Source organism: uncultured Ramlibacter sp. (assembly GCF_936925435.1).
Classification (GTDB): domain Bacteria; phylum Pseudomonadota; class Gammaproteobacteria; order Burkholderiales; family Burkholderiaceae_C; genus Ramlibacter.
Genome location: NZ_CAKZHQ010000002.1, coordinates 191,505 through 213,928 on the forward strand (window position 1 = coordinate 191,505; position 22,424 = coordinate 213,928).

Below are 22,424 nucleotides of genomic sequence, written 5' to 3' on the forward strand. Positions count from 1 at the left end.
TCGCAAACAAAAGCCGCGGCGCGGAAACACGTCGATTTTTTTGGCATAATTGCGGCTGCTCCGAAACCTGCGCAGCTTGTTGTTAAAATACGCGCTGTTGTGGGGGGGTAGCTCAGCTGGGAGAGCGTCGCGTTCGCAATGCGAAGGTCGGGAGTTCGATCCTCCTCCTCTCCACCACAGCACCAGTTTTCAGTTTTCGAAGTGGGCTCTTAGCTCAGTTGGTAGAGCAGCGGACTCTTAATCCGTAGGTCGAGTGTTCGAGTCACTCAGGGCCCACCACCACTTCTCAAAAGCACCGCATGCGCCAAGCCTGCGGTGCTTTTTTTTGCGGGGGCGTAGCGGCTAGACTGCAAGCACATGAATCCTGATGCCGACACCCTCTGGCGCGCACCGCGCTGGGCCCTGGCCGTGCTGCTGGCGTTGCTGGGCATGCTGGGTCCGTTCTCCATCGACACCTACATCCCGGCGTTCTCGGGCATCGCCCGCGCGCTGGGCGCCACGCCGGTGGAGATGCAGCAGACCCTGTCGGCCTACCTGTTCGGCTTTGCCTTCATGAACCTGTTCCACGGGGCGCTGGCCGACAGCTTCGGCCGCCGGCCGGTGGTGCTGTGGGGCATCGCGATGTTCACCCTCGCCTCGGCCGGTTGCGCTCTGTCGCAGAGCATCGGCCAGTTGGTGTTCTTCCGCGCGCTGCAAGGCTTGTCGACCGGCGCGGGCATCGTCGTGTCGCGGGCGGTGATCCGCGACATGTTCCCGCCGGCGCAGGCGCAAAAGGTGATGAGCCAGGTGACGATCTATTTCGGCGTGGCGCCGGCGCTGGCACCCATCATCGGCGGCTGGCTGTTCGTCCACCTGAACTGGCACGCCATCTTCTGGTTTCTCACCGGCGTGGGCGTGGTCCTGTGGGTTGCGAATTTCAAGCTGCTGCCCGAGACCCTGCATGTGACGCAGCGTCAGCCCTTCAACGCACGCAACCTGATGCAAGGTTACTGGGAGCTGGGCTCGAGCCCGCGCTTTTTCCTGCTGGCGCTGGCCAGCGGCATTCCATTCAATGGCATGTTCATGTATGTGCTGGCCGCGCCTGAATTCCTGGGCACGCACCTGGCCCTGGCACCCACGCAGTTCTTCTGGTTCTTCGTGCTGACCATCGCCGGCATCATGGCAGGCTCGTTCGCCAGCGGCCGGCTGGCGGGCAAGATCGCGCCCAAGACGCAGATCCGCCATGGCTTTCTGGTGATGTTGCTGGTGTCGGTGGCCAATGTCGCGGCCAACTTCGCGTTCGAGCCGCACGCTGCCTGGGCGCTGCTGCCGATCGCGGTGTTTTCTTTCGGCTGGGCCCTGATGGTGCCAGTGGTGACGCTGCTGGTGCTGGACCTGTACCCCGAGCGGCGCGGCCTGGCCTCGTCGCTGCAGGCGGTGGTGGGATCGACGGCCAACGGCATCGTGGCCGGCGTGATTGCACCGCTGGTCATGCACTCGACGCGCGCCCTGGCGCTGACGTCGCTGCTGATGCTGTGCGTGGGCCTGATCTCCTGGATCTGGCTGCACAGGCGCTGGCCGGAGATCGGCCGCGCCGTGGCTGCTTCTTCTTAGTTGGCCGGCTTGTAGGCGCGCTTCTTCACGTCGCGCGGCACGAAGACCTTGCCACCATTGCCGGGCTTGGCCGGCGGCTTGGAGAACACCGGCTTGCGGTCGGCGAAGTCACCGCGCGGCGCGAAGCCTTCGTTGCGTTGCTGACCGCCGAAACCTTCATTGCGCTGGCCGGCAAAGCGGTCGTTGAAACCGCCCTTGCGCTCGTAGCTGAAGCCTTCGCGCGGTGCGCCGCGGCCGTCGTTGCCACGCTGGTCACCACCGAAGCCACCATTGGCCGGGAAGCTGTTGGCGCCCATCTGGCGGGGGCCACGGGCGTTCCTGTCGCCAAAGCCACCACCGCCGCCACCGAAACCGGCATTGCGGCCGCCGCCGCCGAACTTGCGGTCGCGCGATTGGCCGTCACGGCCACGGCCGCCGAAATCACCGCCGCCTTGCGGGGCACGCTGCTGCGGCTCCAGGCCGGGGATCACTTCGGGCTTGAAGGTCTGCTTGCTGTAGCCCTCGATGTCGAAGATCTTGCGGCGGTCGCGCAGCTCGGCAAACGTGACGGCGATGCCGTCGCGGCCGGCACGGCCGGTGCGGCCGATGCGGTGGGTGTAGTCCTCTGCCTTCATCGGCAGGCCGTAATTGAAGACGTGGGTGATGGTGGGCACGTCGATGCCGCGGGCAGCGACGTCGGTGGCCACCAGCACCTGCACCTGGCCCTGGCGCAGAGCCATCAGGCGGCGGTTACGCAGGCCTTGCGACAGGGCACCGTGCAGGGCGACGGCGTCGAAGCCGGCTTGCTGCAGGTCGCCCGCCAGGCCGTCGCACTCGACTTGCGTGCTGGCAAAGACGATGGCCTGGTTGATGGTGGTGTCGCGCAGCCAGTGGTCCAGGAGCTTGCGCTTGTGCTGGGCGTTGTCGGCCCAGAACAGCACCTGCTTGATGTTGGCGTGCTTTTCCTGCGGGCTGTCGATCTGAATCTTCTGCGGCTGGCGCATCACGCGCGCGGCCAGTTGCTGGATGCGCGGCGCGAAGGTGGCGCTGAACATCATGGTCTGCTTGCGCTCGATGGTCAGCTGGTTGATCTCGGCCAGGTCGTCCGAGAAGCCCAGGTCCAGCATGCGGTCGGCTTCGTCGACGACCAGGAACTGCACCTTGTCCAGCTTGATCTGCATGGAGCGCTGCAGGTCCAGCAGGCGGCCGGGAGTGGCGACCACCAGGTCGGCGTTCTGCAGCTTGGCGATCTGCAACTGGTAAGGCATACCGCCGACGATGTTGGCGATGCGCAGGCCACGGCAATGCTGGACCAGGCCGATGGCGTCATGCGCCACCTGCTGGGCCAGTTCGCGCGTCGGGCAGACGATCAGGGCGCCGGGAACGGCGGCCTTGAAGTTGCGCATGCTGGTCGGGTCCTTGCGCTTGGGGCGCTTGGGGGCGGGCTCGCCCTTGGCAGCGGCTTCGGCGACAGCACGGTCGAATTCGGCGCGCTCTTCGGCTTCGGCGTCGGCCTTCTGCGTCAGCAGGGTGTGCAGCACGGGCAGCAGGAAGGCCGCGGTCTTGCCGCTGCCGGTCTGGCTCGAAACCATCAGGTCGATGTAGCTGTTGGCCTTGCCGCCGTTCTCGCCGGTGGGCAGGGCCAGGGGAATGACTTTTTCCTGGACCATCGTGGGCTGGGTGTAGCCCAGGTCTGCGACGGCCTGGATCAGTTCCGGGGCCAGGCCCAGCAGGACGAAGCCGTTGGGCGCGGCGGGCTCAGTCGATTCGATGGCCTCGACAGACTGCGTGGCCTGGGCGGCCGGCGCGGAGGAGAAATCGGTGTCGTTGGATTGCACAGGCGCAAAGTCGCCCTGCACTTCAAAAGTGTCGGTCATGTGGGTCTCGCACGCAAACGCCTCCCGGGGCGGGGGACGGTGGCGTCAATGGTTAAAAAACATCAACCATCAACGCGACGTTCAGGGCCTGCTGGAGGCGCTGTTGGCTCATTCGGCGAGCCTGTGCATGAGGGGAGATGCGCAAAAGTGCTGCTGTTTGCAGCGCAGCCCACGATTATGCCACGACTTCGGGTTTTCACCTAATCTTGCAGACGCAGGAAATGCTGCCGGTAGTGCGCCAGCTCGTCGATCGACTCGTGGACGTCGGCCAGGGCCGTGTGCTTTTGCTGCTTCTTGAAGCTGGCATAGACCTCGGGGCGCCAGCGCTTGGACAGCTCCTTCAAGGTGCTCACGTCCAGGTTGCGGTAGTGGAAAAAGGCTTCCAGCTTGGGCATGTACTTGACCAGAAAGCGCCGGTCCTGGCTGATGCTGTTGCCGCACATGGGGGTGGAGTTCTTGGGCGCGTACTTGGCCAGAAAAGCCAGGATCGCCTGCTCAGCCTGGGCCTCGGTGACCGTCGATGCCTTGACCTTGTCGATCAGGCCGCTGCGGCCGTGCGTGCCCTTGTTCCATGCGTCCATCTTGCCCAGTTGCTCGTCGCTCTGGTGGATCACCAGCACCGGGCCCTCGATGCGCGGCTCCAGGTTGGGACCGGTGACGATGACGGCGATTTCGATCAGGCGATCGACCTCGGGATCGAGGCCGGTCATCTCGCAGTCCAGCCAGATCAGGTTCTGGTCGCTCTTGGCGAGGGTGGCAGGGACTGTTTGCGCAATAGGGTCAGGCATGCAGCGATTGTCGCCGATGGCCTAAACTTGCCCGCATGAATGCTTCCTACGCGTTGACGCTGGCCTTCGCCGCTGCCCTTCTGGCCGGGATGGTCGCCAAGTTCTGGCTGGCCACGCGGCAGATCCGCCACGTGGCGCGCCATCGCGGCGCCGTGCCCGCGCCCTTTGCCGCCACCGTCTCGCTGGCGGCCCATCAGAAGGCAGCCGACTACACCATCAGCAAGGCGCGCTTTGGCCTGCTGGAGATGGCATTGGGCGCCGCCGTGCTGCTGGCGTGGACCCTGCTGGGCGGGCTGGACGCGCTCAACCGCGCCCTGGTCGGCGCGATCGGCACCGGCATGTGGCAGCAACTGGCCCTGTTGGCGGCATTTGCTTGCATCGGCGGGCTGCTGGATCTGCCTTTCACGCTCTACCAGACCTTTGTCATCGAGGAGCGCTTCGGCTTCAACAAGATGACGCTCCAGCTGTGGCTGGCCGACCTGGCCAAATCGACCCTGGTGGGCCTGGCCATTGGAACGCCAATCGCCGCCCTCATCCTGTGGCTGATGGGCGCGGCCGGCGCGTTGTGGTGGCTGTGGGCCTGGGCCGTGTGGATGGGCTTCAACCTGCTGCTGCTGGTGCTCTATCCCACTTTCATCGCGCCGCTGTTCAACAAGTTCAAGCCGCTGGACGACGAGAGCCTGAAGGCACGCGTCACGGCCTTGATGCAGCGCTGCGGCTTCGCCGCCAAGGGCCTGTTCGTGATGGACGGGAGCAAGCGCAGCGCCCATGCCAACGCCTACTTCACCGGCTTCGGCGCCGCCAAGCGCGTGGTGTTCTACGACACCCTGCTGGCCAAGCTCTCGCCCGGCGAGGTCGACGCGGTCCTGGCCCACGAGTTGGGCCACTTCAAGCACAAGCACATCATCCAGCGCATCGTGGGCCTGTTCGCCATGAGCCTGGCCGGCTTCGCCCTGCTGGGCTGGCTGTCGACCCAGGTCTGGTTCTACACGGCGCTGGGCGTGCGCCCCAACCTGAGCGGGCCGAACGACGCCCTGGCCCTGCTGCTGTTCATGCTGACCGTGCCGGTGTTCTCCTTCTTCATCTCGCCGCTGTTCGCCCAGCTCTCGCGCAAGCACGAGTTCCAGGCCGACGCCTACGCCGTGGCCCAGACCAGCGGCGCCGACCTGGGCACAGCCCTGCTCAAGCTCTACGAAGACAACGCCTCCACGCTGACGCCGGACCCGGTCTTCGTCAAGGTTTACTACTCGCACCCACCCGCTTCGGAACGGTTGGCACGCATGGGAGCCACCGCATGACATCGATGCTGAGCAAGAAAGACTGGTCGCTGCAGCCGCGGCGCGCCCTGTCTCCCACCGAGATCGTCACGCGGCTGGCGGCGGCCCCGGGCTGGAAGCTCAGTGGCGACGGTGCCGATGTGGCGATCGAAAAGAGCTTTGGCTTTGCCAACTATTACGAGACCATCTCCTTCGTCAACGCCCTGGCCTTCATCGCCAACGCGCAGGACCACCACCCCGAGCTGTCGGTCCACTACAGCCGCTGCGTGGTGAGGTTCAACACCCACGACGTCAAGGGCCTGTCCGAGACGGATTTCGAATGCGCGTCGCTGGCCGACGCGCTGCTCGCATGAGGGCAGTCCGCTTTGGCTGAGCGCGCAGCGCTCGACTCCGGGCTGGTGGTCGCCAGCCACGGTCGCCACGTCGTCGTCGAAACCCCGGAAGGCAAGCGCCTGATCTGCCATCCGCGCGGTAAAAAGAGCAAGGCGGTGGTGGGCGACCGCGTGCTCTGGCAGGGCTCGCATGACGAGGGCACGGTGGAAAAGGTCGAGCCGCGGCGCAACCTGTTCTACCGCCAGGACGAGATCCGTACCAAGTCCTTCGCCGCCAACCTGGACCAGGTGCTGATCCTGGTGGCCGCCGAACCCGAGTTTTCCGAGCACCAGTTGTCGCGCGCCCTGATCGCCGCCGAGGCCGAGCGCATCTCGCCGCTGATCGCGCTGAACAAGAGCGACCTGGTCGAGCCTTTCGAGAAGGCCTGGTCGCGCCTGCTGCCTTACCAGCGCATGGGCTACGGCGTGCTGCCGCTGTCGCTGCGGCTGTCCAAGGAGGTCGACCGCGAGGCCCTGCTCAAGCACCTGCAGGGCAAGACAACCCTGGTGCTGGGGCCCTCGGGCGCCGGCAAGAGCACCTTGATCAACCTGCTGGTACCCGGCGCCCTGGCCGAGACCAACGAGATCTCGCAGGCCCTCAATTCAGGCAAGCACACAACCACCAGCACCACCTGGTACTGGGTGGATGCGGCTACGCGCACGACGGCGCTGATCGACTCGCCCGGCTTCCAGGAGTTCGGCCTGAACCACATCGAGCCGGCGCGGCTGGCCGACTGCATGCCCGACCTGCGACCCCACCTGGGCCACTGCAAGTTCTACAACTGCACGCACCTGCATGAGCCGGGCTGCAGCGTCATTGCGGCGATCGATTCGGTCTCCAGCCCCGATCCAGTGGGCGCAAGGCGCTACAAAATTTATAGCGAGCTGTTCGCCGAACTGTCGCAGCCGCAACGGTATTAACCGAGCAGGCGGGCCAGCGTCAGCAGGGCCAGCAGCACCATCCACAAGACGACCGAGCGCCAGACCAGGCCGACCACGCTGCGCAGGTGGCCGACCTCGGCCTCGCGGCCCGGCGTGCTCTCCGTGTCTTGCATGGGCTCGGTCGCCACGCCGGCAGCGCGAAAGCTTTGCGAGCTGTTCGGTGCGAAGGCTGAACGCAGGGCCTCGCCGCCCAGGCGCACGTCGATCGCCCCGGAGGTGGCGGCCAGGATCACGCCGTCGTTGTCGTTGGGAAAGCGCTGGGCATGGTTGCGCCAGCGGTCGATCGCGTCCTCGAAGCTGCCGACCACGGCAAAGGCCAGGGCCGTCAGGCGCGCCGGCAGCCAGTCAACCCACGCCCAGGCACGCGCCGCGGCCGTTTGCAGCGCCGCGCTGGCCGGCTGGATCTGCACCCGGGCGCGGTGCCGCCAGTAGCGCGAGACGAACTCGCCCATGCGGTAGAAGACGGCGCCGGCGGGGCCCAGGCCCAGCGCGGCGAGCACCGAGAACCAGGCCAGCACGCCGAACACATGGCGGTGCGCCGCCAGCACCGAATACTCGATGACATGGCGCACGATCTCGCTACGCGGCAGCTCGCTGGCGTCGACCTGCTGCCATTGCGCCAACAGCTCCCGCGCGCGATCTTCGTCGCCCGCGTCCAGGGCGTCGCGGATGTCGGTGAAGTAGTGGCTGAACTGACGGAAGCCCAGGGTGACATAGAGCACGGCCACGCTCCAGAGCACGGCGAACGGCCAGCCTATGGTCAGGGTCAGGCTCCAATGCACGCCCACGGCCAGCAGGGCCGGGAACACCGTGGCCAGGCTCCAGGCGATCCAGCCGTGCTGCGGCTTGCCGGCGTCGAAATTGCTGCTGACCCAGCGCGCCCAGCTGCGCAGGCCGCTGTGAACGGGGTTCTGGCGCGCCAGCGGCCGCACCTGCTCGAGCAGCAGAGCAAACAGGATGGCGAAGAAGCTCATGCCGGCAATGATAGCGGCCGTGTCATGGGCCGCGGTTTACGCGCTGAGGAATCTGTAGAGATTGCGCAGCATGGCCGCTGTCGCACCCCAGATGAAGCGCTCGGTCGTGCCCTCCATGTAGGGCATGGACAGCCACTCGCGTGCCACGCCGCCGATCATGATGCTGTGGTGCCGGTGGTGGGCGGGGTTGACCAGGAACTGCAGCGGCACCTCGAAGGCATCCGTCACCTCGTAGGGGTTGAGCGTGAGCCGGTGGCCCGGCTGCACCAGGGCGACCACCGGCGTGATGATGAAGCGCGTCCCGGTGATGTAGGTTGGCAGGCGGCCGATCAACTCGATCTGATCGCGCTCCAGGCCTATCTCCTCGTGCGCTTCGCGCAGCGCCGTGTGGTTGGCATCGGCGTCGGTCTCGTCCTGCTTGCCGCCCGGGAAGGCGACCTGGCCGGAATGCGTGGACAGGTGGGTGCTGCGTTCGGTAAAGATCACCGTCGGCTGCTCGCGCATCACCACAGCGATCAGCACCGAGGCGCGGGCCGGCTCGCGGTCCATGAACTTGCGCTCAGCCCAGATCTCGGGCGACCACACCGGCGGTGCGGCAAAGCGTTGGCGCAGCGCATCTGCTTGCAGCAACGCCGGAGCAACCGCCGGCAGATGTCCATCGATCCCCACCACCGGCACCGTGCGGGGATCGAAATTGGGCAGCTTGGACAGCGCGGTGTCGGCGGGAACGTCGGCGTGGGACATGTGGCTTGGGAATGAAAAAGCCGCCACGGGCACGGGGCCGGTGGCGGCTTGCTCTGGCGAAGCGGCTGCTGCTTTTTAAGCGGCAGCGGCCTTGCTGGGCAGCTTTTCCTTGATGCGGGCCGACTTGCCGCTGCGGTCACGCAGGTAGTACAGCTTGGCACGGCGCACATCGCCGCGGCGCTTGACTTCGATGGCGGCGATCAGCGGGCTGTAGGTCTGGAAGGTGCGTTCCACGCCTTCGCCGCTGGAGATCTTGCGCACCGTGAAGCCGCTGTTCAGGCCACGGTTGCGCTTGGCGATCACGACGCCTTCGTAGGCCTGCACGCGCTTACGCGTGCCTTCAACCACGTTGACGCTGACGATGACGGTGTCGCCGGGGGCGAACACGGGGATTTTCTTGCCGAGGCGGGCAATTTCTTCCTGCTCAAGGGTTTCGATCAGATTCATGGTGTTTCCTAGTGATCGTGCGTGCAGTTTTGTTAAGGATAGGCAGCCTGGTCGGGCTGCCTTTGGATATTTCGGCTTCCTTTTCAGGTCACCTGGAATGCCGCAGAGGATCGGGGTAAGCCCATGATTATAAACAATTTATTGGCCTTTGGCCAAAAATGCCTCGTCGGCCTTGTTCAGACGGCCCGCCGCCCGCGCTGCCTCGATCAGCTCGGGCCGCTGGCTGGCGGTGATTTCCAGGCGCCGGTCGCGGCGCCAGCGCTCGACCTGGGCATGGTGGCCGGACAGCAATTCGGCCGGCGCCGACCGGCCCTGCCACTGCTCCGGCCGGGTGTAGTGCGGGCAGTCCAGCAGCCCGTCCAGAGCCGGGTTGAAGCTGTCCAGCTGGTGGCTGCCCTCGTCGTTCAGGACACCCGGTTGCAGGCGGGCCACTGCATCGAGCAGCGCCATGGCGGCGATTTCCCCGCCCGACAACACGAAGTCGCCCAGGCTGATCTGCAAGTCCACATGGGCGTCGATGAAGCGCTGGTCGATGCCCTCGTAGCGCCCGCACACGAGCACGGCGCCAGCGCTGGCCGACCAGGCTTCCACCCCTGCATGGTCCAGCTTCTGGCCCACCGGGGAAAACAGCACGACCGGGGCGCTGTCCTGGCGCTCGGAGCGGATCGCCGCCAGGCAGCGCGCCAGGGGCTCGGCCATCATCACCATGCCGGGGCCGCCGCCGAAAGGCCGGTCGTCGACGCGGCGGTAGTTGCCCTCGGCAAAGTCGCGCGGGCTCCACAGGCGCACGTCGACCAGCTTGCCCTCGTAGGCACGCCGCGTCACGCCGCTTTCGAGAAAGGGCGCGAAGAGCTCGGGGAACAGGGTGATGAGGTCGAAGCGCATGCGGCCCCGTCCTCAGTAGTCGGCCTGCCAGTCGACCGTGATGCGCTTGTCGGCCAGGCTCACGCTGTCGACAAAGGCCGAGACGAAGGGAATCATGCGTTCCTGGGGCTTGCCGTCGGCCTCGAACTCCAGCACCAGCACGGTCTGCGGGCCGGTGGACAGCAGCTCGCGCACCTGGCCCAGGGCCTGGCCTTCGCGGTTGACCACCTGCAGGCCGATCAGGTCGACCCAGTAGTACTCATCCTGGGCGGCGGTGGGGAAGCTGGAGCGGGGCACGAAGATGCGGGCGCCGCGCAGCGCCTCGGCGGCGTCGCGGTCGTCCACTTCCTGGGCGCTGGCGACGATGGAGCCGGAATGGTCCTTGGTCTCGCGCACGCGCAGCAATGCCGTGCCGGAAAAGGTTTTCGCACCTCTTTCGGACGGCTGCAGGTACCAGCGCTTGGAAGAAAACAGCGCCTCGGGATCGGCGCTGTGGGGCAGGACCTTGAACCAGCCCTTGACGCCCCAGGCATCGGCGATGCGGCCGACTTCGATGGCGTCCGCGGGCAATTCCGCGGCTTCGAGGCCGGTGATCACCGCGCTGTTTAAGCGGCCTTGACGGCTGCTTGCTTGATCAGGCGTTCCACCGTGGGGGAAGCCTGGGCGCCAACACCGCGCCAGTAGGTCAGACGGTCCTGGGCGATGCGCAGGCCTTCTTCGCCGCCGCGGGCGATCGGGTTGTAAAAACCGATGCGCTCGATGAAGCGGCCATCACGACGGGTGCGCTTGTCGGCAATGACAATGTTGAAGAACGGGCGAGCCTTGGAGCCGCCGCGAGAAAGTCGAATGACGACCATGATTTATCCTTGGGTGGAGGGGAAGATGTTTCCCCCATTTCTCACAGCGTTGAGACACGCGACATGGCCACCCGGCCAGCGACACGCTGAGAAGCCCATGATTATAGCCTTTCCTGCCGCCATGACCACCATCCGCTCCAGCACCGACGCCGACCTGCCCGCCATCACCGCGATTTACAGCCACCACGTGCTCCATGGCACCGGCACATTCGAGACCACTCCGCCCAATGAGGTCGACATGGCAGCGCGCCGAGCCGACGTGCTGGCAAAGGGCCTGCCCTACCTGGTCGTCGAGGACGGCGGCCAACTGCTGGGCTTTGCCTACTGCCAGTGGTTCAAGCCGCGGCCGGCCTACCGGTTTTCCGCCGAAGACTCGATCTACATGCACCCCGATGCCCGCAGCCGCGGACTGGGCCGCGAACTCCTCACGGCCCTGGCGGCAGCCGCCGAAGCCGCCGGCGTGCGCAAGCTGATCGCGGTGATCGGCGACTCGGCCAACGCCGGCTCGATCGGCGTGCACCGCAGCCTGGGCTTCCACCATGTCGGCGTGTTCAAGTCCTGCGGCTGGAAGTTCGGCCAGTGGCTGGACATCGTGTTGATGGAAAAATCCCTGGGCGAAGGCGACACCACGGCGCCGGAGCCGGCGGGCGCGTCATGAAGAAAAACAAGACCCTGACCGCCTGGCTGGCCTTTCTGGGCGGCACGCTGGGCCTGCACCGGTTCTACCTGCGCGGCCTGGGCGACACGCTGGGCTGGGCCCTGCCAATCCCGACGGCGCTGGGCCTGTACGGCATCCAGCGGGTCCAGCAGTTCGGCCTGGACGACCAATGGAGCTGGGTGCTGATCCCCTGCCTGGGCTTTAGCTTCGCCGGCTGTGCGCTGACGGCCATCGTCTACGGCCTGATGACGCGCGAGAAGTGGAACGCCAAATTCAACCCGGATCAGCCCGAGGATGCAGCGGCTGGCGCCACCAGTTGGTTCACCATCGCCGCCATCGTGCTGTCGCTGCTGGTGGGCACCACCGTGCTGATGGCCAGCATCGTCTTCAGCTTCCAGCGCTACTTCGAGTACCAGGTCGAGGAGGGCCGCAAGATCTCGCAATAGACAGCGGTTACCGCATGGTTCCATGCAAGGCCGGCATTTCCTGCCGGCACACGACCGCGCTAGAGTGGGCTGTCCATCATTCCTGTCGAGGAAAACACCATGGACGCTCCCCTGATCCGCAGCGCTGAGCCATCTGACGCCGCCGCCATCTCTGCGCTGTTCGGCACAGTCGGCACCTTCGAAGGCACGCTGCAGCTGCCCGACATGCCGGTGGCCTCGCGGCTGGAATTCCTGCAGAAGATCGATACCCAGGCGCCCAAACTGGTTGCCGTTGCCGGCGACGCGGTGGTGGGCATGGCGGGCATGCATTCCATGCAGCCCAGCCTGCGCCGCAGCCACGTGCGCGGCCTGGGCATCGGTATCGCGCCAGCCTGGCAGGGCCAGGGCCTGGGGCTCGAGCTGATGGAGCGCCTGCTGGACTGGGCCGACAACTGGGGCGGCGTGCTGCGCATCGAGCTGCACGTGCACGCCGACAACGAGCGCGCCATCGCCCTGTACCGCAGCCTGGGCTTTGCCGAGGAAGGCCGGCACCGCGGCTATGCGCTCAAGAACGGCCGCTACGTCGACAGCCTGTCGATGGCGCGGCTGCACCCCAGCCCGCCGCGCATCGTCGGCTGAGCGCTCAGAACACCTGCAGGCTGACCCAGTAGGCGATCGCCGCCACGAAGGCGCTGGCCGGGATGGTGAAGATCCAGGCCCAGACGATGTTGCCCGCCACGCCCCAGCGCACGGCGCTGGCGCGCTGGGTCGAGCCGACGCCGACGATGGCGCCGGTGATGGTGTGGGTGGTGGACACCGGGATGCCCAGCGCGGTGGCCAGGAACAGGGTCAGCGCCCCGCCCGTCTCGGCGCAAAAGCCCCCCACGGGCTTGAGCTTGGTGATCTTCTGACCCATGGTCTTGACGATGCGCCAGCCGCCAAACATGGTGCCGGCGGCGATCGCCAGGTAGCAGCTGACGATGACCCAGGTGGGCGGCATGGGGGCGCCGGCGGCGGTGTAGCCGGTGGCGATCAACAGCATCCAGATGATGCCGATGGTCTTTTGCGCGTCGTTGCCGCCGTGGCCCAGGCTGTAGGCCGCGGCCGAGACCAGCTGCAGGCGGCGAAACCACCGGTCCACCCGCGAGGGCGTGGCGCGGCGAAAGAGCCAGAACACCGCCACCATCATCAGCGAGCCCAGCAGGAAGCCCAGCAGCGGCGAGACGAAGATGAAAATCACCGTCTTCCAGATCCCACCGGCAATCAGCGCGCCGGCACCCGACTTGGCGATCACCGCGCCGACGATGCCGCCGATCAGGGCATGCGAGGAGCTGCTGGGGATGCCGTAGTACCAGGTCAGGATGTTCCAGGTGGTGGCGCCGACCAGGGCGCCGAACACCACATGGGTGTCGACCACGCCCGGCTGGACGATGCCCTTGCCCACCGTGGCCGCCACACTCAGGTGGAAGATGAAGATGGCCACCAGGTTGAAGAAGGCGGCGAAAACCACCGCATGGCCCGGCTTGAGCACGCCTGTGGACACCACGGTGGCGATGGAGTTCGCCGCGTCGTGGAAGCCGTTCATGAAGTCGAACACCAGGGCCAGGGCCACCAGCAGGATCACGACCCACAGGGCCGCTTGCACGCTTTCCATGCTTGTCGTCCCGGCCTCAGGAGTTCTCGAGGACGATGCCCTCGATCACGTTGGCCACGTCTTCGCACTTGTCGGTGATGGTCTCGAGCAGCTCGTAGATGGCCTTGAGCTTGAGCACCTCGCGCACGTCGGGCTCCTCGCGGAACAGCTTGCTCATGGCCGAGCGCATCACGCGGTCGGCGTCGGACTCGAGCCGGTCGATCTCCTCGCAGGTCTTGAGGGCCGCCTCGGCGACGGCCGGGTCGGTGATGCGACTGAGCATGCCGACCGCCTCCTTGACGCGCTCGCAGCACTTGACGCTCAGGTCCGTCAGACGGGTGATCTCCTCGGTCATGTGGCGCACGTCGTACAAGGCCATGGTCTCGGCCGAATCCTGGATCAGGTCGGCGACGTCGTCCATGGTGTTGATCAGCGTGTGGATCTGGTCGCGGTCGATCGGCGTGATGAAGGTCTTGTGGATCAGCCGGTTGACGTCGTGCGTGACGCGGTCGGCCGCCCGCTCGGCGTTGTCGACGTCGCGGTTGTATTGCTCGCGCAGGTGGGCGTCGTTGTAGTTGGCCACCAGTTGCGAGAAGGCCCGGGCCGCCTCGACGATGCGCTCGGCATGCTGGTTGAACATCTCGAAAAAATTGCCTTCGCGCGGCAATAACTTGCCAAACAGCATGCTGGCTCCTGGGGAATGTGACGGGGGGATGACGGTTTTGTGACTGCGGCGAGTTTAACGCCCGCCCCTTTCGGGCCCGGTTCAGGGGCTGCGGAAGATGAAATACACCGCGCCCACCATGCACAGGCCCGCCCACAGGAAGTCCAGCTTGAAGGGCTCCTTCAGGTAGAACACCGCGAAGGGCACGAACACCGCCAGGGTGATCACCTCCTGGATGATCTTGAGCTGCGCCACCGACATGCCCGCCTGCTGGAAGCCGATGCGGTTGGCCGGCACCTGCAGCAGGTATTCGGCCAGGGCGATGCCCCAGCTGACCAGGGCCGCGATGTACCAGGGCGCGGTCGCCATGTTCTTCAGGTGGCCGTACCAGGCCATGGTCATGAAGACGTTGGATGCGACCAGCAGCAAAATCGCCTGCAGGGGCAGCGGAATGGAGGACAGTGCGCTCATGGACAAATTATCAGGGGCCGGCACGCAGCCGGAGTTCTTGCATGTGGACGCCCATTGCATCGTCGTGCGCAAGCCCGCCGGCCTGCTGTGCGTGCCGGGCCGCGGCGCCGACAAGCAGGACTGCCTGGCGGCGCGGGTCCAGGTCCTGCATGCCGACGCGCTGGTGGTGCACCGGCTGGACATGGCAACCTCCGGCCTGTGGCTGATGGCGCGGGGACCCGAGGCCCAGCGGCGCCTGAGCCGCGCCTTCGCCGAACGCGAAGTGGGCAAGCGCTACTGCGCGGTGGTCGCCGGTCGGCTGGCGGCACCGGACAGTGCCGATGGCTGGGGCCTGATCGACCTGCCGCTGGCGGCCGACTGGCCGAACCGGCCGCGCCGCATCATCGACGCCGAACGCGGCAAACCCAGCCAGACACGCTGGCGGGTGCTGGGCGAGCCGGCGGGCGGCCAGACCACACGGCTGGAGCTCGAGCCCATCACCGGCCGCTCACACCAGCTGCGGGTCCACCTGCTGGCACTGGGCCATCCCATCCTGGGCGACGCGCTGTACGCACCGCCGGAAGTGGCCGCTGCCGCCCCCCGGCTGCTGCTGCACGCCAGCGCCCTGCGCTTCGCCCACCCGTCCAGCGGGGCCCCGCTGGCCCTCGCCGACCCGCCGCCGTTCTAGGCCGCTCCTTTTTTGATAGCTGATACGGGCCAATCGGCGCGCCCTACAGGCCAATTCATCTGTGAAAGCCGTGGCCGGAACTTGGCCGCCGCCGACCGGTCACACCCCAAGCACCTGGAGGATCCGCCATGTCCCCTGCCCCACCGCTGCTGCCGCGCCGCACAGTCACCGCCGCCCTGGTCGTGGCGCCCGCCCTCTGGCTGGGCGCGCGCGCCCAGCCAGAGCCGGTGCGGCGACCCACACCCGGCCAGACCGAGGGCCCGTTCTACCCCGTGCAACTGCCCAAGGATTCGGACCATGACCTGCTGCGCAATGGCACGGCCCGCTACAGTCGCGGCCAGCCGGCCTGGGTCAGCGGCCAGGTCAGCGACCTGCAGGGCCGGCCGCTGGCCGGCGCCCAGGTGGAGATCTGGCAATGCGACGAAGCCGGCCACTACCACCACCCGGGCGACGGTGGCAAGGCCGACCCCGCCTTCCAGGGCTTTGGCCGCGTGCGCGTGGGCGCCGACGGCCAGTGGCGCTTTCGCACCATCCGGCCGGTGGCCTACGGCGGGCGCACGCCGCACATCCACTTCAAGGTCCGGCTGGACCAGCGCGAACTGCTCACCACCCAGCTCTATGTGCAGGGCGACCCGCACAACGCGCGCGACTTCCTCTGGCGCAACCTGGATGCCCAGGCGCGCGATGCCATCACCGTGGCCTTCCAACCGGGCAGCGACGGCCTGCAGGCGGTCTTTCCCATCGCGGTCGCGGCCTAGGGACTGCCCGCCTCCCCGCCGGCCCGCTACCATGCGGGCATGACCCAACGACATCTCACCATCCTGACCGGCGCCTCGCGCGGCATGGGCCTGGCCATGGCGCAGCAGTTGCTGGCCGCCGGGCATGACCTGCTGTGCATCTCGCGCAAGACCAACGACAGCCTGGCCGCGCTGGCCACCGCGGGCGGCGGCCAGTGCGAGCAGTGGCCGCAGGACCTGACCCGTCCCGACACCGCCACTGCCAAGCTGGCAGCCTGGCTGGAACAGCGCGACCCGGCCAGCGTGGCCTCGGTGACCCTGATCAACAACGCCGGCATGCTGCCGCGCATCGCGCCGCTGGGCGAGATCGCCGCCGCCGACCTGGCCGACGCAATGCGGCTGGACCTGGAGGCGCCGATGTTGCTGGCCGGCGCCTTCCTGCACGCCACCGCGCAATGGACCTGCCCGCGCAAGCTGCTCAACATCTCATCGGGCATGGGCCGACGCGCCATGGCCTCGCAGGCCGCCTACTGCGCCGCCAAGGCCGGCATGGACCACTTCAGCCGCTGCGTGGCGCTGGAGGAAGCGGGCAAGCCCAATGGCGCCCGCGTGGTGGCCCTGGCGCCCGGCGTGATCGACACCGACATGCAGGTCCAGCTGCGCAGCGCCGACGCCGGCGGCTTCCCCGACGTGGGAACCTTCATCGGTCTGAAGGACAAGGGCGTGCTGGACACGCCGCAAAGCGCCGCGCAAAAGGTGCTGGCCTATCTGGCGCGGCCCGATTTCGGAAGCAACCCGGTCGCCGACGTACGCGACCCGCAGTAAATCTTCTTTCAAGGAGCACATGCCATGGACGACAGCACAGCGCAAAGCAAGGACAAGTTGATGGCCGACCTGCGCGAGGTCATTGCCGACTTCGAGGACCTGTTCAAGCAGGTGGCGGGCCAGGCCGGTGACAAGGCGACCGAGGCGACGCTGCGCATGCAGGCCCGCTTCGAGCAGGCCAAGGCCGACCTCGCAGGCCTGGAGGAGCTGGCCGGCGAACAGGCCCGCAAGGCCGGGCAGGCGGCCGACGGCTATGTGCGCGAGAACCCATGGACGGCCGTGGGCATCGGCGCCGGCGTCGGCCTTCTAGTGGGCCTGCTGCTCGCGCGCCGCTGAAAGAGCGCATGGGCAACGCATCCACCCCCGGCCTGTTCGCGTCGCTGCGGCAGGCCCTGGCCACCGGGATCGAGCTGGTGCGGACGCGGCTGGAGCTGCTGACCACAGAGCTCGAGCGCGAGAAGCTGCGACTGCTGCGTGGCCTGCTGCTGGCCGGCATCGGCCTGATTCTGCTGACGGTGGGCCTGGTGCTGCTGTGCGGCTTCCTGGTGTTGCTGTTCGACCAAGGCCACCGTCTGGCCGCGCTGGGCGTGCTCACCTTGCTGTTCGCCGGCGGCGGCTTGCTGCTGCTGCGCGCAGCAGCAGGCCAGATGCAAAGCAAGGGCGGCGTGCTGCAGGCCACGCTGGCCGAGCTGGACGCCGACCGCCAGCGGTTGACGCCAAACGAACCGTCCTGAGCCGGGCATGTGGAGCGACCAGGACCAGGAGTTGCAGCGCCGCCAGGCCGCGCTGCGCGCGCGCAGCGACATCTTGCGCGGCCGCCTGGGCGAACAGACCTCGGTGCTGGAGCGCCCGCTGGCATTGGCAGACCGTGCACGCAGCCGCCTGCATTGGCTGGCCGAGCATCCGCAGTGGCTGGCCCTGCCGGCCGCGCTGGCCGCGGCCGCGCGCCCCGGCCGCGCCCTGGGCTGGGCACTCAAGGGCTGGAGCGCCTGGCGCATGTGGCGTCAGGTCACGTCGTTGCTGCGCTGAGCGCTTTCCTCAGGCGCCCTGGAAACCCTTGGCGCGGCAGGTCACGACCAGCGTGTCGCGGTGGCCGGCTTCGGCCAGGGGCTGGATGGGCGTGGACTCATGGATCACGCGCTCGTCGTCCAGCAGCAGCAGGCTCCAGGGCTCGGTCAGGGTGAAGCGCTGGCCGGCCGGGCCATCGGCCTCGAAGACCCGCGTCTCGCCGCCCTTGATGCCCTCGCGCCCCACCAGGAAGACCGCCACCAGGTCGACGCCGTCGCGGTGCGCGCCCTCGGGCGTGGGCCGGCCGATGCCGTCGGTGGTGTCGATGCGGAACTGGTGGGCTTCGACGAACCAGGGCTGCGGGCCCTTGAGCGCCGAGCTCACCCGTGCCAGCGCCAGCATCAGCTGGCGCCAGGCCGGCGCAGCGGTCGCCTGTGACTGCATGGGCTCGAACCAGCGCTCCATGCCGCCGTGCAACGCGTTGTATTCCACCGGCTGCCAGTGCGGGCGCTGCGGCGCGTCGGCCAGCTGCGCACCGTCGGCGATAAAGCAGGAGTGGCGACGGCGCCGGTAGCGCCCGCCGTCCTTCAAATAGGTGTCGGGCGGCAGTTCATGCCAGAGCGGCTCCAGCGCGCGCAGCGCGGCCAGCTCGCAGCCGGCTAGCTGGCAGACGCCCTGGGGGCTGAGGACGGCATAGCCCGTGCTGCGCAGTTGCGCATCGAGCCCAGAAGGATCGGTGATGGAGGGTGCGGGAACCATGGATTGAGCATACAACGCAGCCCAGGGGCCCTGCCCGCCGGCAGGATCAGGCCTCGACCTTGACGCCCTTCCAGAAGGCCACGCGGTCCTTGACCATCTCGGCCTCGGGCTTGGGGTCGGCGTAGTACCAGGCGGCGTCGGTGTTCATCTCGCCGTTGACGATCAACGAGTAATAACTGGCCTGGCCCTTCCAGGGGCAGCTGGTCTTGTGGTTGCTGAAGCTGACGTAATCGCGGTTGAGCGCGTCCAGGGGGAAGTAGTGGTTGCCTTCGATCACCACCGTGTCGTCGCTTTGCGCAATGGTTGCGCCGTTCCATGTTGCTTTCATCTTGCTTCTCAATCAGTTGGGGACAGCGCTGAAGATCTGTCCCGCAAAGTTTCAGGAAGGCGCGTGCAGCCAGTGCACGCTGAACAGGTTCTGCGCATCGGTCCAGACCGGGCCTGCACGGAAGCCCGCACGGCCGGCCAGCTCGCGCAGGCTCTCTATTGTGAATTTATGCGAATTTTCGGTGTGCAGGCTCTCGCCCTCGGCCAGTTCGAACGCCTCGCCCGCCAGCGCGACGCGCTGGCGCTGGCGGCTGACCAGATGCATCTCGATGCGCTGCAGCGGTGCGTTGTAGAACGCGCTGTGGGCAAACTGTTCCAGCACGAAGTCGCTGCCCAGCTCGCGGTTGGCGCGGGCCAGCAGGTTCAGGTTGAAGGCCGCGGTCACGCCTTGCGCGTCGTTGTAGGCAGCGTGCAGCACGGCCGGATCCTTGATCAGGTCCGCGCCCAGCAGCAGCGCCCCGCCGCGCAGCATCTGGGCGGCGCGCTGCAGGAACTGCAGGGCCTGCTCCGGCGTGAAGTTGCCTATGGTCGATCCGGGGAAAAAACCCACGCGGGCGCCGCTGCCGGCCACCGGCGGCGGCAGCGTGAAGCGCTGCGTGTAGTCGGCCACCACCGGACGCACGTCCAGCGCCGGGCAGGCGCGGCGCAGGTCTGCCGCAGCGCCCTCCAGGTGTTCGCCGGAAATGTCGATCGGCAGGTAGCGTGCCGGCGCCTCCAGCGCATCGAGCAGCAGCCGGATCTTGCGCAGCGAGCCGGCACCGAACTCGACGATCTCGGCGCGCGGTCCGATCTGCTGCGCGATATCGGCCGCATTGTCCGCCAGGATGGCCAGCTCGGTGCGCGTGGGGTAGTACTCCGGCAGTTCGCAGATCTGGTCGAACAGGCGCGAGCCCTGGGCGTCGTAAAAATACTTGGGCGAGATCTCGTGCGGCCGCACCACCAGGGCCCGCACCAGGTCCTGTTCGAAGCCGCTGGCCAGCATGCGCGGCGCCGCGGCAAGCGCCGGTGCGTCGAAGCCCGTTTCCAGGGCCATGAAGTGGCTGCTCAGCATGTTGCGTCCTTCGCCAAGCGCAGGCCTGAGAACTGCCAGCGCGCGCCGGGCGGGAAGAAGTTGCGGTAGCTGGGCCGGGTGTGGCCGGCGGGCGTGGTGCTGCTGCCGCCGCGCAGCACCAGTTGCCCCACCATGAACTTGCCGTTGTATTCGGCGACGGCGCCAGCCAGGGGCTTGAAGCCCGGATAGGGGTCGTAGGAGGAACGCGTCCATTGCCAGACATGGCCGCTCATCTGCGTGATGCCCTGCGCGCCGGCCGCCGCCTCCCACTCGAACTCGGTGGGCAGGCGCGCGCCGGCCCATTGCGCATAGGCCGCGGCCTCGTAAAAGCTCAGCTGGCTGACCGGCGCGAGCGGATCCAGCGGCCGCACGCCGTCCAGGCCGAAGACCTGCCAGTGGGCAAAAGGCGCGCGCGGATCGTTGGGCGCGATCCAGTAGGCCGGCGCCCTCCAGCCCTGGGCCAGCACCGCGGTCCAGCCGTCGGACAACCACAGTGCGGGCTTGTCGTAGCCGCCGTCGGCAATGAACTGCGCGTACTCGCCGCAAGTGACCAGCCGGTCGGCGATCTCAAAGGGCTGGAGCAGCACGCTGTGGCGCGGCGTCTCGTTGTCGAACGCGAAGCCATCGCTGTCATGGCCGATTTGCACCGTGCCGCCGGGCAATGCAAGCCATTGCATGGGCGGGGTGCGCGCCGCCAGCCGCAGGGCCGGTGCCTCGGCCGCGCGGTAGGCCGGCAGCAGCGGGTTGCAGGACAGGGCATGGAGGATGTCGGTCAGCAGCAGTTCCTGGTGCTGCTGCTCGTGGTTCAGGCCCAGCTCGATGAGTGCCTGTGTGCCATCCCAGCCGGGCGCCGCGGCGTCGGCGATGAAGGCGGCCATCGCCGCATCCACATGCTGGCGGTAGGCCAGCACCTCGTCCAGCGAGGGCCGCGTCAGCAGGCCGCGCTGCGGCCGCGGATGGCGCGGGCCCAGCGACTCGTAATAGGAATTGAAGAGGTGGAAAAAGCGCTGGTCGAAGGCCTGGTAGCCCGGCGCATGCGGCGCCAGCACCACGGCTTCAAAAAACCAGCTGGTGTGGGCCAGATGCCATTTGGTCGGGCTGGCATCGGCCATGGACTGGATGCATTGGTCTTCGGCCGAGAGCGGGGCGGCGAGCGCCAGGCTGTGGCTGCGAACATCGGCATAGCGCCTGGCCAGGGTGTCGCGCCCCGGTGCGGCCAGGGCTTGCGTGTGGACGGACGGCTGGGTCACGGGCATGGTGTGCTTCCTTCTGGGCTGGGTCGCGTCCCCTCGAAATTCATTACAGCACAGGCCTGCGCAAAATGGGGCCGACACGGGCCAGCCTGCTGACAGAAACGGGTGTCGCATGCGCAACCGCAGAGGGCGGCGCGCATCGCTACCATGGCGCCCATGAACACCACTACAGCCCTCACCAACCACCAGGTCCGCCTTGCCCGCCGCCCGGTGGGCGCATCCACCCGCGACGACTGGAGCTTCACCAGCGAGCCGGCCCAGCAGCCGGCCGAGGGCGCCATCCTGGTCAAGACCCTGGCCCTGTCGCTGGACCCCGCCATGCGCGGCTGGATGAACGAAGGCAAGAGCTACATCCCGCCGGTGGCCATCGGCGAGGTGATGCGCGCCGGCGGCGTCGGCCAGGTGGTGGAATCGAAGAATGCGCAGTACAAGGCCGGCGACCTTGTCTATGGCTCATTGGGCGTGCAGGAGTACCTGACCCTGCCCGAGGACCAATTCCGCCGCAACGGCCTGTTCAAGATCGACCAGCGCATCGGCAGCGTGACGCAATGGCTCAACGTGCTGGGCATGCCGGGCATGACGGCCTACTTCGGCCTGCTCGATGTCGGCCAGCCCAAGCCGGGTGACACGGTGGTGGTCTCGGGCGCGGCCGGCGCCGTCGGCCAGACCGTGGGCCAGCTGGCCAAGATCAAGGGCTGCCGCGTGGTCGGCATTGCCGGCGGCCAGGCCAAGTGCGACTGGGTGGTCAATGAGCTGGGCTTCGATGCCTGCATCGACTACAAGGCCGGCAACGTCAGGGCCGGCCTGAAGGAACACTGCCCCAAGGGCGTGGACGTGTACTTCGACAACGTCGGCGGCGACATCCTGGACGACGTGCTGACCCGCATCGGCCGCGGCGCGCGCATCGTCATCTGCGGCGCCATCAGCCAGTACAACAACACCACGGCCGTGCAAGGCCCGAAGAACTACATGTCACTGCTGGTCAACCGCGCGCGCATGGAAGGCATGGTGGTGTTCGACTACGCCGACCGCTACCCGGTGGCGATTGCCGAACTGGCGGGCTATCTGAAGGACGGCCGCATGAAGAGCCGCGAAGACGTGGTGCAAGGCCTGGAAAACTTCCCCGAGGCCCTGGGCAAGCTGTTCAGCGGCGGCAACTTCGGCAAGCTGGTCCTGCAGGTCGCTGACGCCTGAGCGTCAGCGCGCAGGACCAGTCCCCGCGAAGGCGGGGAT

At 67.3% G+C, this 22,424-nt stretch carries 29 protein-coding genes and 2 tRNA genes; 16 read left to right on the forward strand and 15 right to left on the reverse strand.

The annotated features are described in order from the left end of the window. Positions 1 to 101: 101 nt before the first annotated feature. The 3 genes from Q0632_RS01030 (at position 102) to Q0632_RS01040 (ending at position 1,593) form a co-directional block, all read left to right on the forward strand. Positions 102 to 177: transfer RNA gene (locus tag Q0632_RS01030), tRNA-Ala, on the forward strand. A gap of 26 nt (positions 178 to 203) precedes the next feature. Then, positions 204 to 279: transfer RNA gene (locus Q0632_RS01035), tRNA-Lys, on the forward strand. Between the two features lie 78 nt (positions 280 to 357). Further along, positions 358 to 1,593, forward strand: coding sequence for a multidrug effflux MFS transporter (locus Q0632_RS01040; protein WP_298923432.1), 1,236 nt, complete (start codon positions 358 to 360; stop codon positions 1,591 to 1,593). Here Q0632_RS01040 and Q0632_RS01045 read toward each other — a convergent pair. Both Q0632_RS01045 and orn read right to left on the reverse strand, forming a co-directional pair. After that, the gene (locus tag Q0632_RS01045; protein ID WP_298923434.1) at positions 1,590 to 3,449 is read right to left on the reverse strand and encodes a DEAD/DEAH box helicase; all 1,860 of its coding nucleotides are present in this window, start codon (positions 3,447 to 3,449) and stop codon (positions 1,590 to 1,592) included. The genes Q0632_RS01040 and Q0632_RS01045 overlap by 4 nt on opposite strands. Positions 3,450 to 3,649: 200 nt before the next feature. Next, on the reverse strand, positions 3,650 to 4,237 hold the full coding sequence (orn, locus tag Q0632_RS01050) for an oligoribonuclease (protein WP_298923435.1): 588 nt from the start codon (positions 4,235 to 4,237) through the stop codon (positions 3,650 to 3,652). Between the two features lie 35 nt (positions 4,238 to 4,272). Here orn and Q0632_RS01055 point away from each other — a divergent pair, with 35 nt between their 5' ends. The 3 genes from Q0632_RS01055 to rsgA are packed head-to-tail and all read left to right on the forward strand — an operon-like array spanning position 4,273 to position 6,806. After that, positions 4,273 to 5,535: a M48 family metallopeptidase gene (locus tag Q0632_RS01055; protein ID WP_298923436.1), complete on the forward strand. Its 1,263-nt coding sequence runs from the start codon at positions 4,273 to 4,275 to the stop codon at positions 5,533 to 5,535. Continuing rightward, complete coding sequence (locus tag Q0632_RS01060; protein WP_298923437.1) at positions 5,532 to 5,867, forward strand: 4a-hydroxytetrahydrobiopterin dehydratase; 336 nt, start codon at positions 5,532 to 5,534, stop codon at positions 5,865 to 5,867. Before Q0632_RS01055 ends, Q0632_RS01060 begins: the two co-directional genes overlap by 4 nt. Before the next feature lie 12 nt (positions 5,868 to 5,879). Further along, positions 5,880 to 6,806 carry a ribosome small subunit-dependent GTPase A gene (gene rsgA / locus Q0632_RS01065; RefSeq protein WP_298923438.1) on the forward strand — a complete coding sequence of 309 codons (927 nt, stop codon included), beginning with the start codon at positions 5,880 to 5,882 and terminating at the stop codon, positions 6,804 to 6,806. Here rsgA and Q0632_RS01070 read toward each other — a convergent pair. The 6 genes from Q0632_RS01070 to rpsP all read right to left on the reverse strand — a co-directional run bounded on the left by Q0632_RS01070 (position 6,803) and on the right by rpsP (position 10,713). Continuing rightward, the gene (locus tag Q0632_RS01070; RefSeq protein WP_298923439.1) at positions 6,803 to 7,801 is read right to left on the reverse strand and encodes a CobD/CbiB family protein; all 999 of its coding nucleotides are present in this window, start codon (positions 7,799 to 7,801) and stop codon (positions 6,803 to 6,805) included. The two genes, rsgA and Q0632_RS01070, sit on opposite strands and share 4 nt — an antisense overlap. Before the next feature lie 36 nt (positions 7,802 to 7,837). After that, complete coding sequence (locus Q0632_RS01075) at positions 7,838 to 8,545, reverse strand: CoA pyrophosphatase (protein WP_298923441.1); 708 nt, start codon at positions 8,543 to 8,545, stop codon at positions 7,838 to 7,840. Positions 8,546 to 8,620: 75 nt separating this feature from the next. Continuing rightward, a complete protein-coding gene (gene rplS, locus Q0632_RS01080) occupies positions 8,621 to 8,992 on the reverse strand; it encodes a 50S ribosomal protein L19 (protein WP_298923443.1) in 372 nt (123 codons plus the stop codon). A gap of 138 nt (positions 8,993 to 9,130) precedes the next feature. Then, positions 9,131 to 9,877 (reverse strand): tRNA (guanosine(37)-N1)-methyltransferase TrmD, encoded by a 747-nt coding sequence (gene trmD, locus Q0632_RS01085; RefSeq protein WP_298923445.1) that lies wholly within the window; start codon positions 9,875 to 9,877, stop codon positions 9,131 to 9,133. A 12-nt stretch (positions 9,878 to 9,889) separates the two neighbouring features. After that, a complete protein-coding gene (rimM, locus tag Q0632_RS01090; RefSeq protein WP_298923447.1) occupies positions 9,890 to 10,453 on the reverse strand; it encodes a ribosome maturation factor RimM in 564 nt (187 codons plus the stop codon). A gap of 8 nt (positions 10,454 to 10,461) precedes the next feature. Further along, positions 10,462 to 10,713: a 30S ribosomal protein S16 gene (rpsP, locus tag Q0632_RS01095; protein ID WP_298923449.1), complete on the reverse strand. Its 252-nt coding sequence runs from the start codon at positions 10,711 to 10,713 to the stop codon at positions 10,462 to 10,464. Between the two features lie 121 nt (positions 10,714 to 10,834). Between rpsP and Q0632_RS01100 the strand changes: the two genes are divergently transcribed. From Q0632_RS01100 to Q0632_RS01110, 3 genes are all read left to right on the forward strand, one after another. Continuing rightward, a complete protein-coding gene (locus tag Q0632_RS01100; protein ID WP_298923451.1) occupies positions 10,835 to 11,371 on the forward strand; it encodes a GNAT family N-acetyltransferase in 537 nt (178 codons plus the stop codon). Then, positions 11,368 to 11,817 (forward strand): NINE protein, encoded by a 450-nt coding sequence (locus Q0632_RS01105; RefSeq protein WP_298923453.1) that lies wholly within the window; start codon positions 11,368 to 11,370, stop codon positions 11,815 to 11,817. The genes Q0632_RS01100 and Q0632_RS01105 overlap by 4 nt, the downstream gene beginning before the upstream one ends. A 99-nt stretch (positions 11,818 to 11,916) precedes the next feature. Next, positions 11,917 to 12,435 (forward strand): GNAT family N-acetyltransferase, encoded by a 519-nt coding sequence (locus tag Q0632_RS01110; protein WP_298923455.1) that lies wholly within the window; start codon positions 11,917 to 11,919, stop codon positions 12,433 to 12,435. Positions 12,436 to 12,439: 4 nt separating this feature from the next. Here Q0632_RS01110 and Q0632_RS01115 read toward each other — a convergent pair whose 3' ends face one another. From Q0632_RS01115 to Q0632_RS01125, 3 genes are all read right to left on the reverse strand, one after another. Next, complete coding sequence (locus tag Q0632_RS01115; RefSeq protein ID WP_298923457.1) at positions 12,440 to 13,450, reverse strand: inorganic phosphate transporter; 1,011 nt, start codon at positions 13,448 to 13,450, stop codon at positions 12,440 to 12,442. 16 nt (positions 13,451 to 13,466) lie between these two features. Then, complete coding sequence (locus Q0632_RS01120) at positions 13,467 to 14,114, reverse strand: DUF47 domain-containing protein (RefSeq protein WP_298923459.1); 648 nt, start codon at positions 14,112 to 14,114, stop codon at positions 13,467 to 13,469. Positions 14,115 to 14,195: 81 nt separating this feature from the next. After that, complete coding sequence (locus Q0632_RS01125; protein ID WP_298923461.1) at positions 14,196 to 14,564, reverse strand: DMT family protein; 369 nt, start codon at positions 14,562 to 14,564, stop codon at positions 14,196 to 14,198. On the opposite strand from Q0632_RS01125, the gene Q0632_RS01130 reads away from it, so the two are divergent. From Q0632_RS01130 to Q0632_RS01155, 6 genes are all read left to right on the forward strand, one after another. Then, the gene (locus Q0632_RS01130; protein ID WP_298923463.1) at positions 14,563 to 15,231 is read left to right on the forward strand and encodes a pseudouridine synthase; all 669 of its coding nucleotides are present in this window, start codon (positions 14,563 to 14,565) and stop codon (positions 15,229 to 15,231) included. The genes Q0632_RS01125 and Q0632_RS01130 overlap by 2 nt on opposite strands. Before the next feature lie 128 nt (positions 15,232 to 15,359). Next, entirely contained in the window at positions 15,360 to 15,989 is a 630-nt protein-coding gene (locus tag Q0632_RS01135) for a protocatechuate 3,4-dioxygenase (protein WP_298923465.1), read from the forward strand. Between the two features lie 39 nt (positions 15,990 to 16,028). Beyond that, a complete protein-coding gene (locus Q0632_RS01140) occupies positions 16,029 to 16,793 on the forward strand; it encodes an SDR family NAD(P)-dependent oxidoreductase (RefSeq protein WP_298923468.1) in 765 nt (254 codons plus the stop codon). 24 nt (positions 16,794 to 16,817) lie between these two features. Continuing rightward, positions 16,818 to 17,129 carry a YqjD family protein gene (locus tag Q0632_RS01145; protein ID WP_298923470.1) on the forward strand — a complete coding sequence of 104 codons (312 nt, stop codon included), beginning with the start codon at positions 16,818 to 16,820 and terminating at the stop codon, positions 17,127 to 17,129. A gap of 8 nt (positions 17,130 to 17,137) precedes the next feature. Beyond that, the gene (locus tag Q0632_RS01150; protein ID WP_298923472.1) at positions 17,138 to 17,527 is read left to right on the forward strand and encodes a phage holin family protein; all 390 of its coding nucleotides are present in this window, start codon (positions 17,138 to 17,140) and stop codon (positions 17,525 to 17,527) included. A 7-nt stretch (positions 17,528 to 17,534) separates the two neighbouring features. Beyond that, positions 17,535 to 17,822, forward strand: a complete 288-nt coding sequence (locus Q0632_RS01155) for a YqjK family protein (protein ID WP_298923473.1) — start codon at positions 17,535 to 17,537, stop codon at positions 17,820 to 17,822. Positions 17,823 to 17,831: 9 nt separating this feature from the next. Here Q0632_RS01155 and Q0632_RS01160 read toward each other — a convergent pair whose 3' ends face one another. The 4 genes from Q0632_RS01160 to egtB all read right to left on the reverse strand — a co-directional run bounded on the left by Q0632_RS01160 (position 17,832) and on the right by egtB (position 21,194). Beyond that, positions 17,832 to 18,560: a 2OG-Fe dioxygenase family protein gene (locus Q0632_RS01160; RefSeq protein WP_298923475.1), complete on the reverse strand. Its 729-nt coding sequence runs from the start codon at positions 18,558 to 18,560 to the stop codon at positions 17,832 to 17,834. Between the two features lie 46 nt (positions 18,561 to 18,606). Further along, complete coding sequence (locus Q0632_RS01165; protein WP_298923477.1) at positions 18,607 to 18,888, reverse strand: DUF427 domain-containing protein; 282 nt, start codon at positions 18,886 to 18,888, stop codon at positions 18,607 to 18,609. 51 nt (positions 18,889 to 18,939) lie between these two features. After that, on the reverse strand, positions 18,940 to 19,869 hold the full coding sequence (egtD, locus tag Q0632_RS01170) for an L-histidine N(alpha)-methyltransferase (protein WP_298923883.1): 930 nt from the start codon (positions 19,867 to 19,869) through the stop codon (positions 18,940 to 18,942). Between the two features lie 62 nt (positions 19,870 to 19,931). Further along, positions 19,932 to 21,194: an ergothioneine biosynthesis protein EgtB gene (egtB, locus tag Q0632_RS01175; protein WP_298923479.1), complete on the reverse strand. Its 1,263-nt coding sequence runs from the start codon at positions 21,192 to 21,194 to the stop codon at positions 19,932 to 19,934. 153 nt (positions 21,195 to 21,347) lie between these two features. Here egtB and Q0632_RS01180 point away from each other — a divergent pair, with 153 nt between their 5' ends. After that, entirely contained in the window at positions 21,348 to 22,385 is a 1,038-nt protein-coding gene (locus Q0632_RS01180) for an NADP-dependent oxidoreductase (RefSeq protein WP_298923482.1), read from the forward strand. Positions 22,386 to 22,424: the final 39 nt, after the last annotated feature.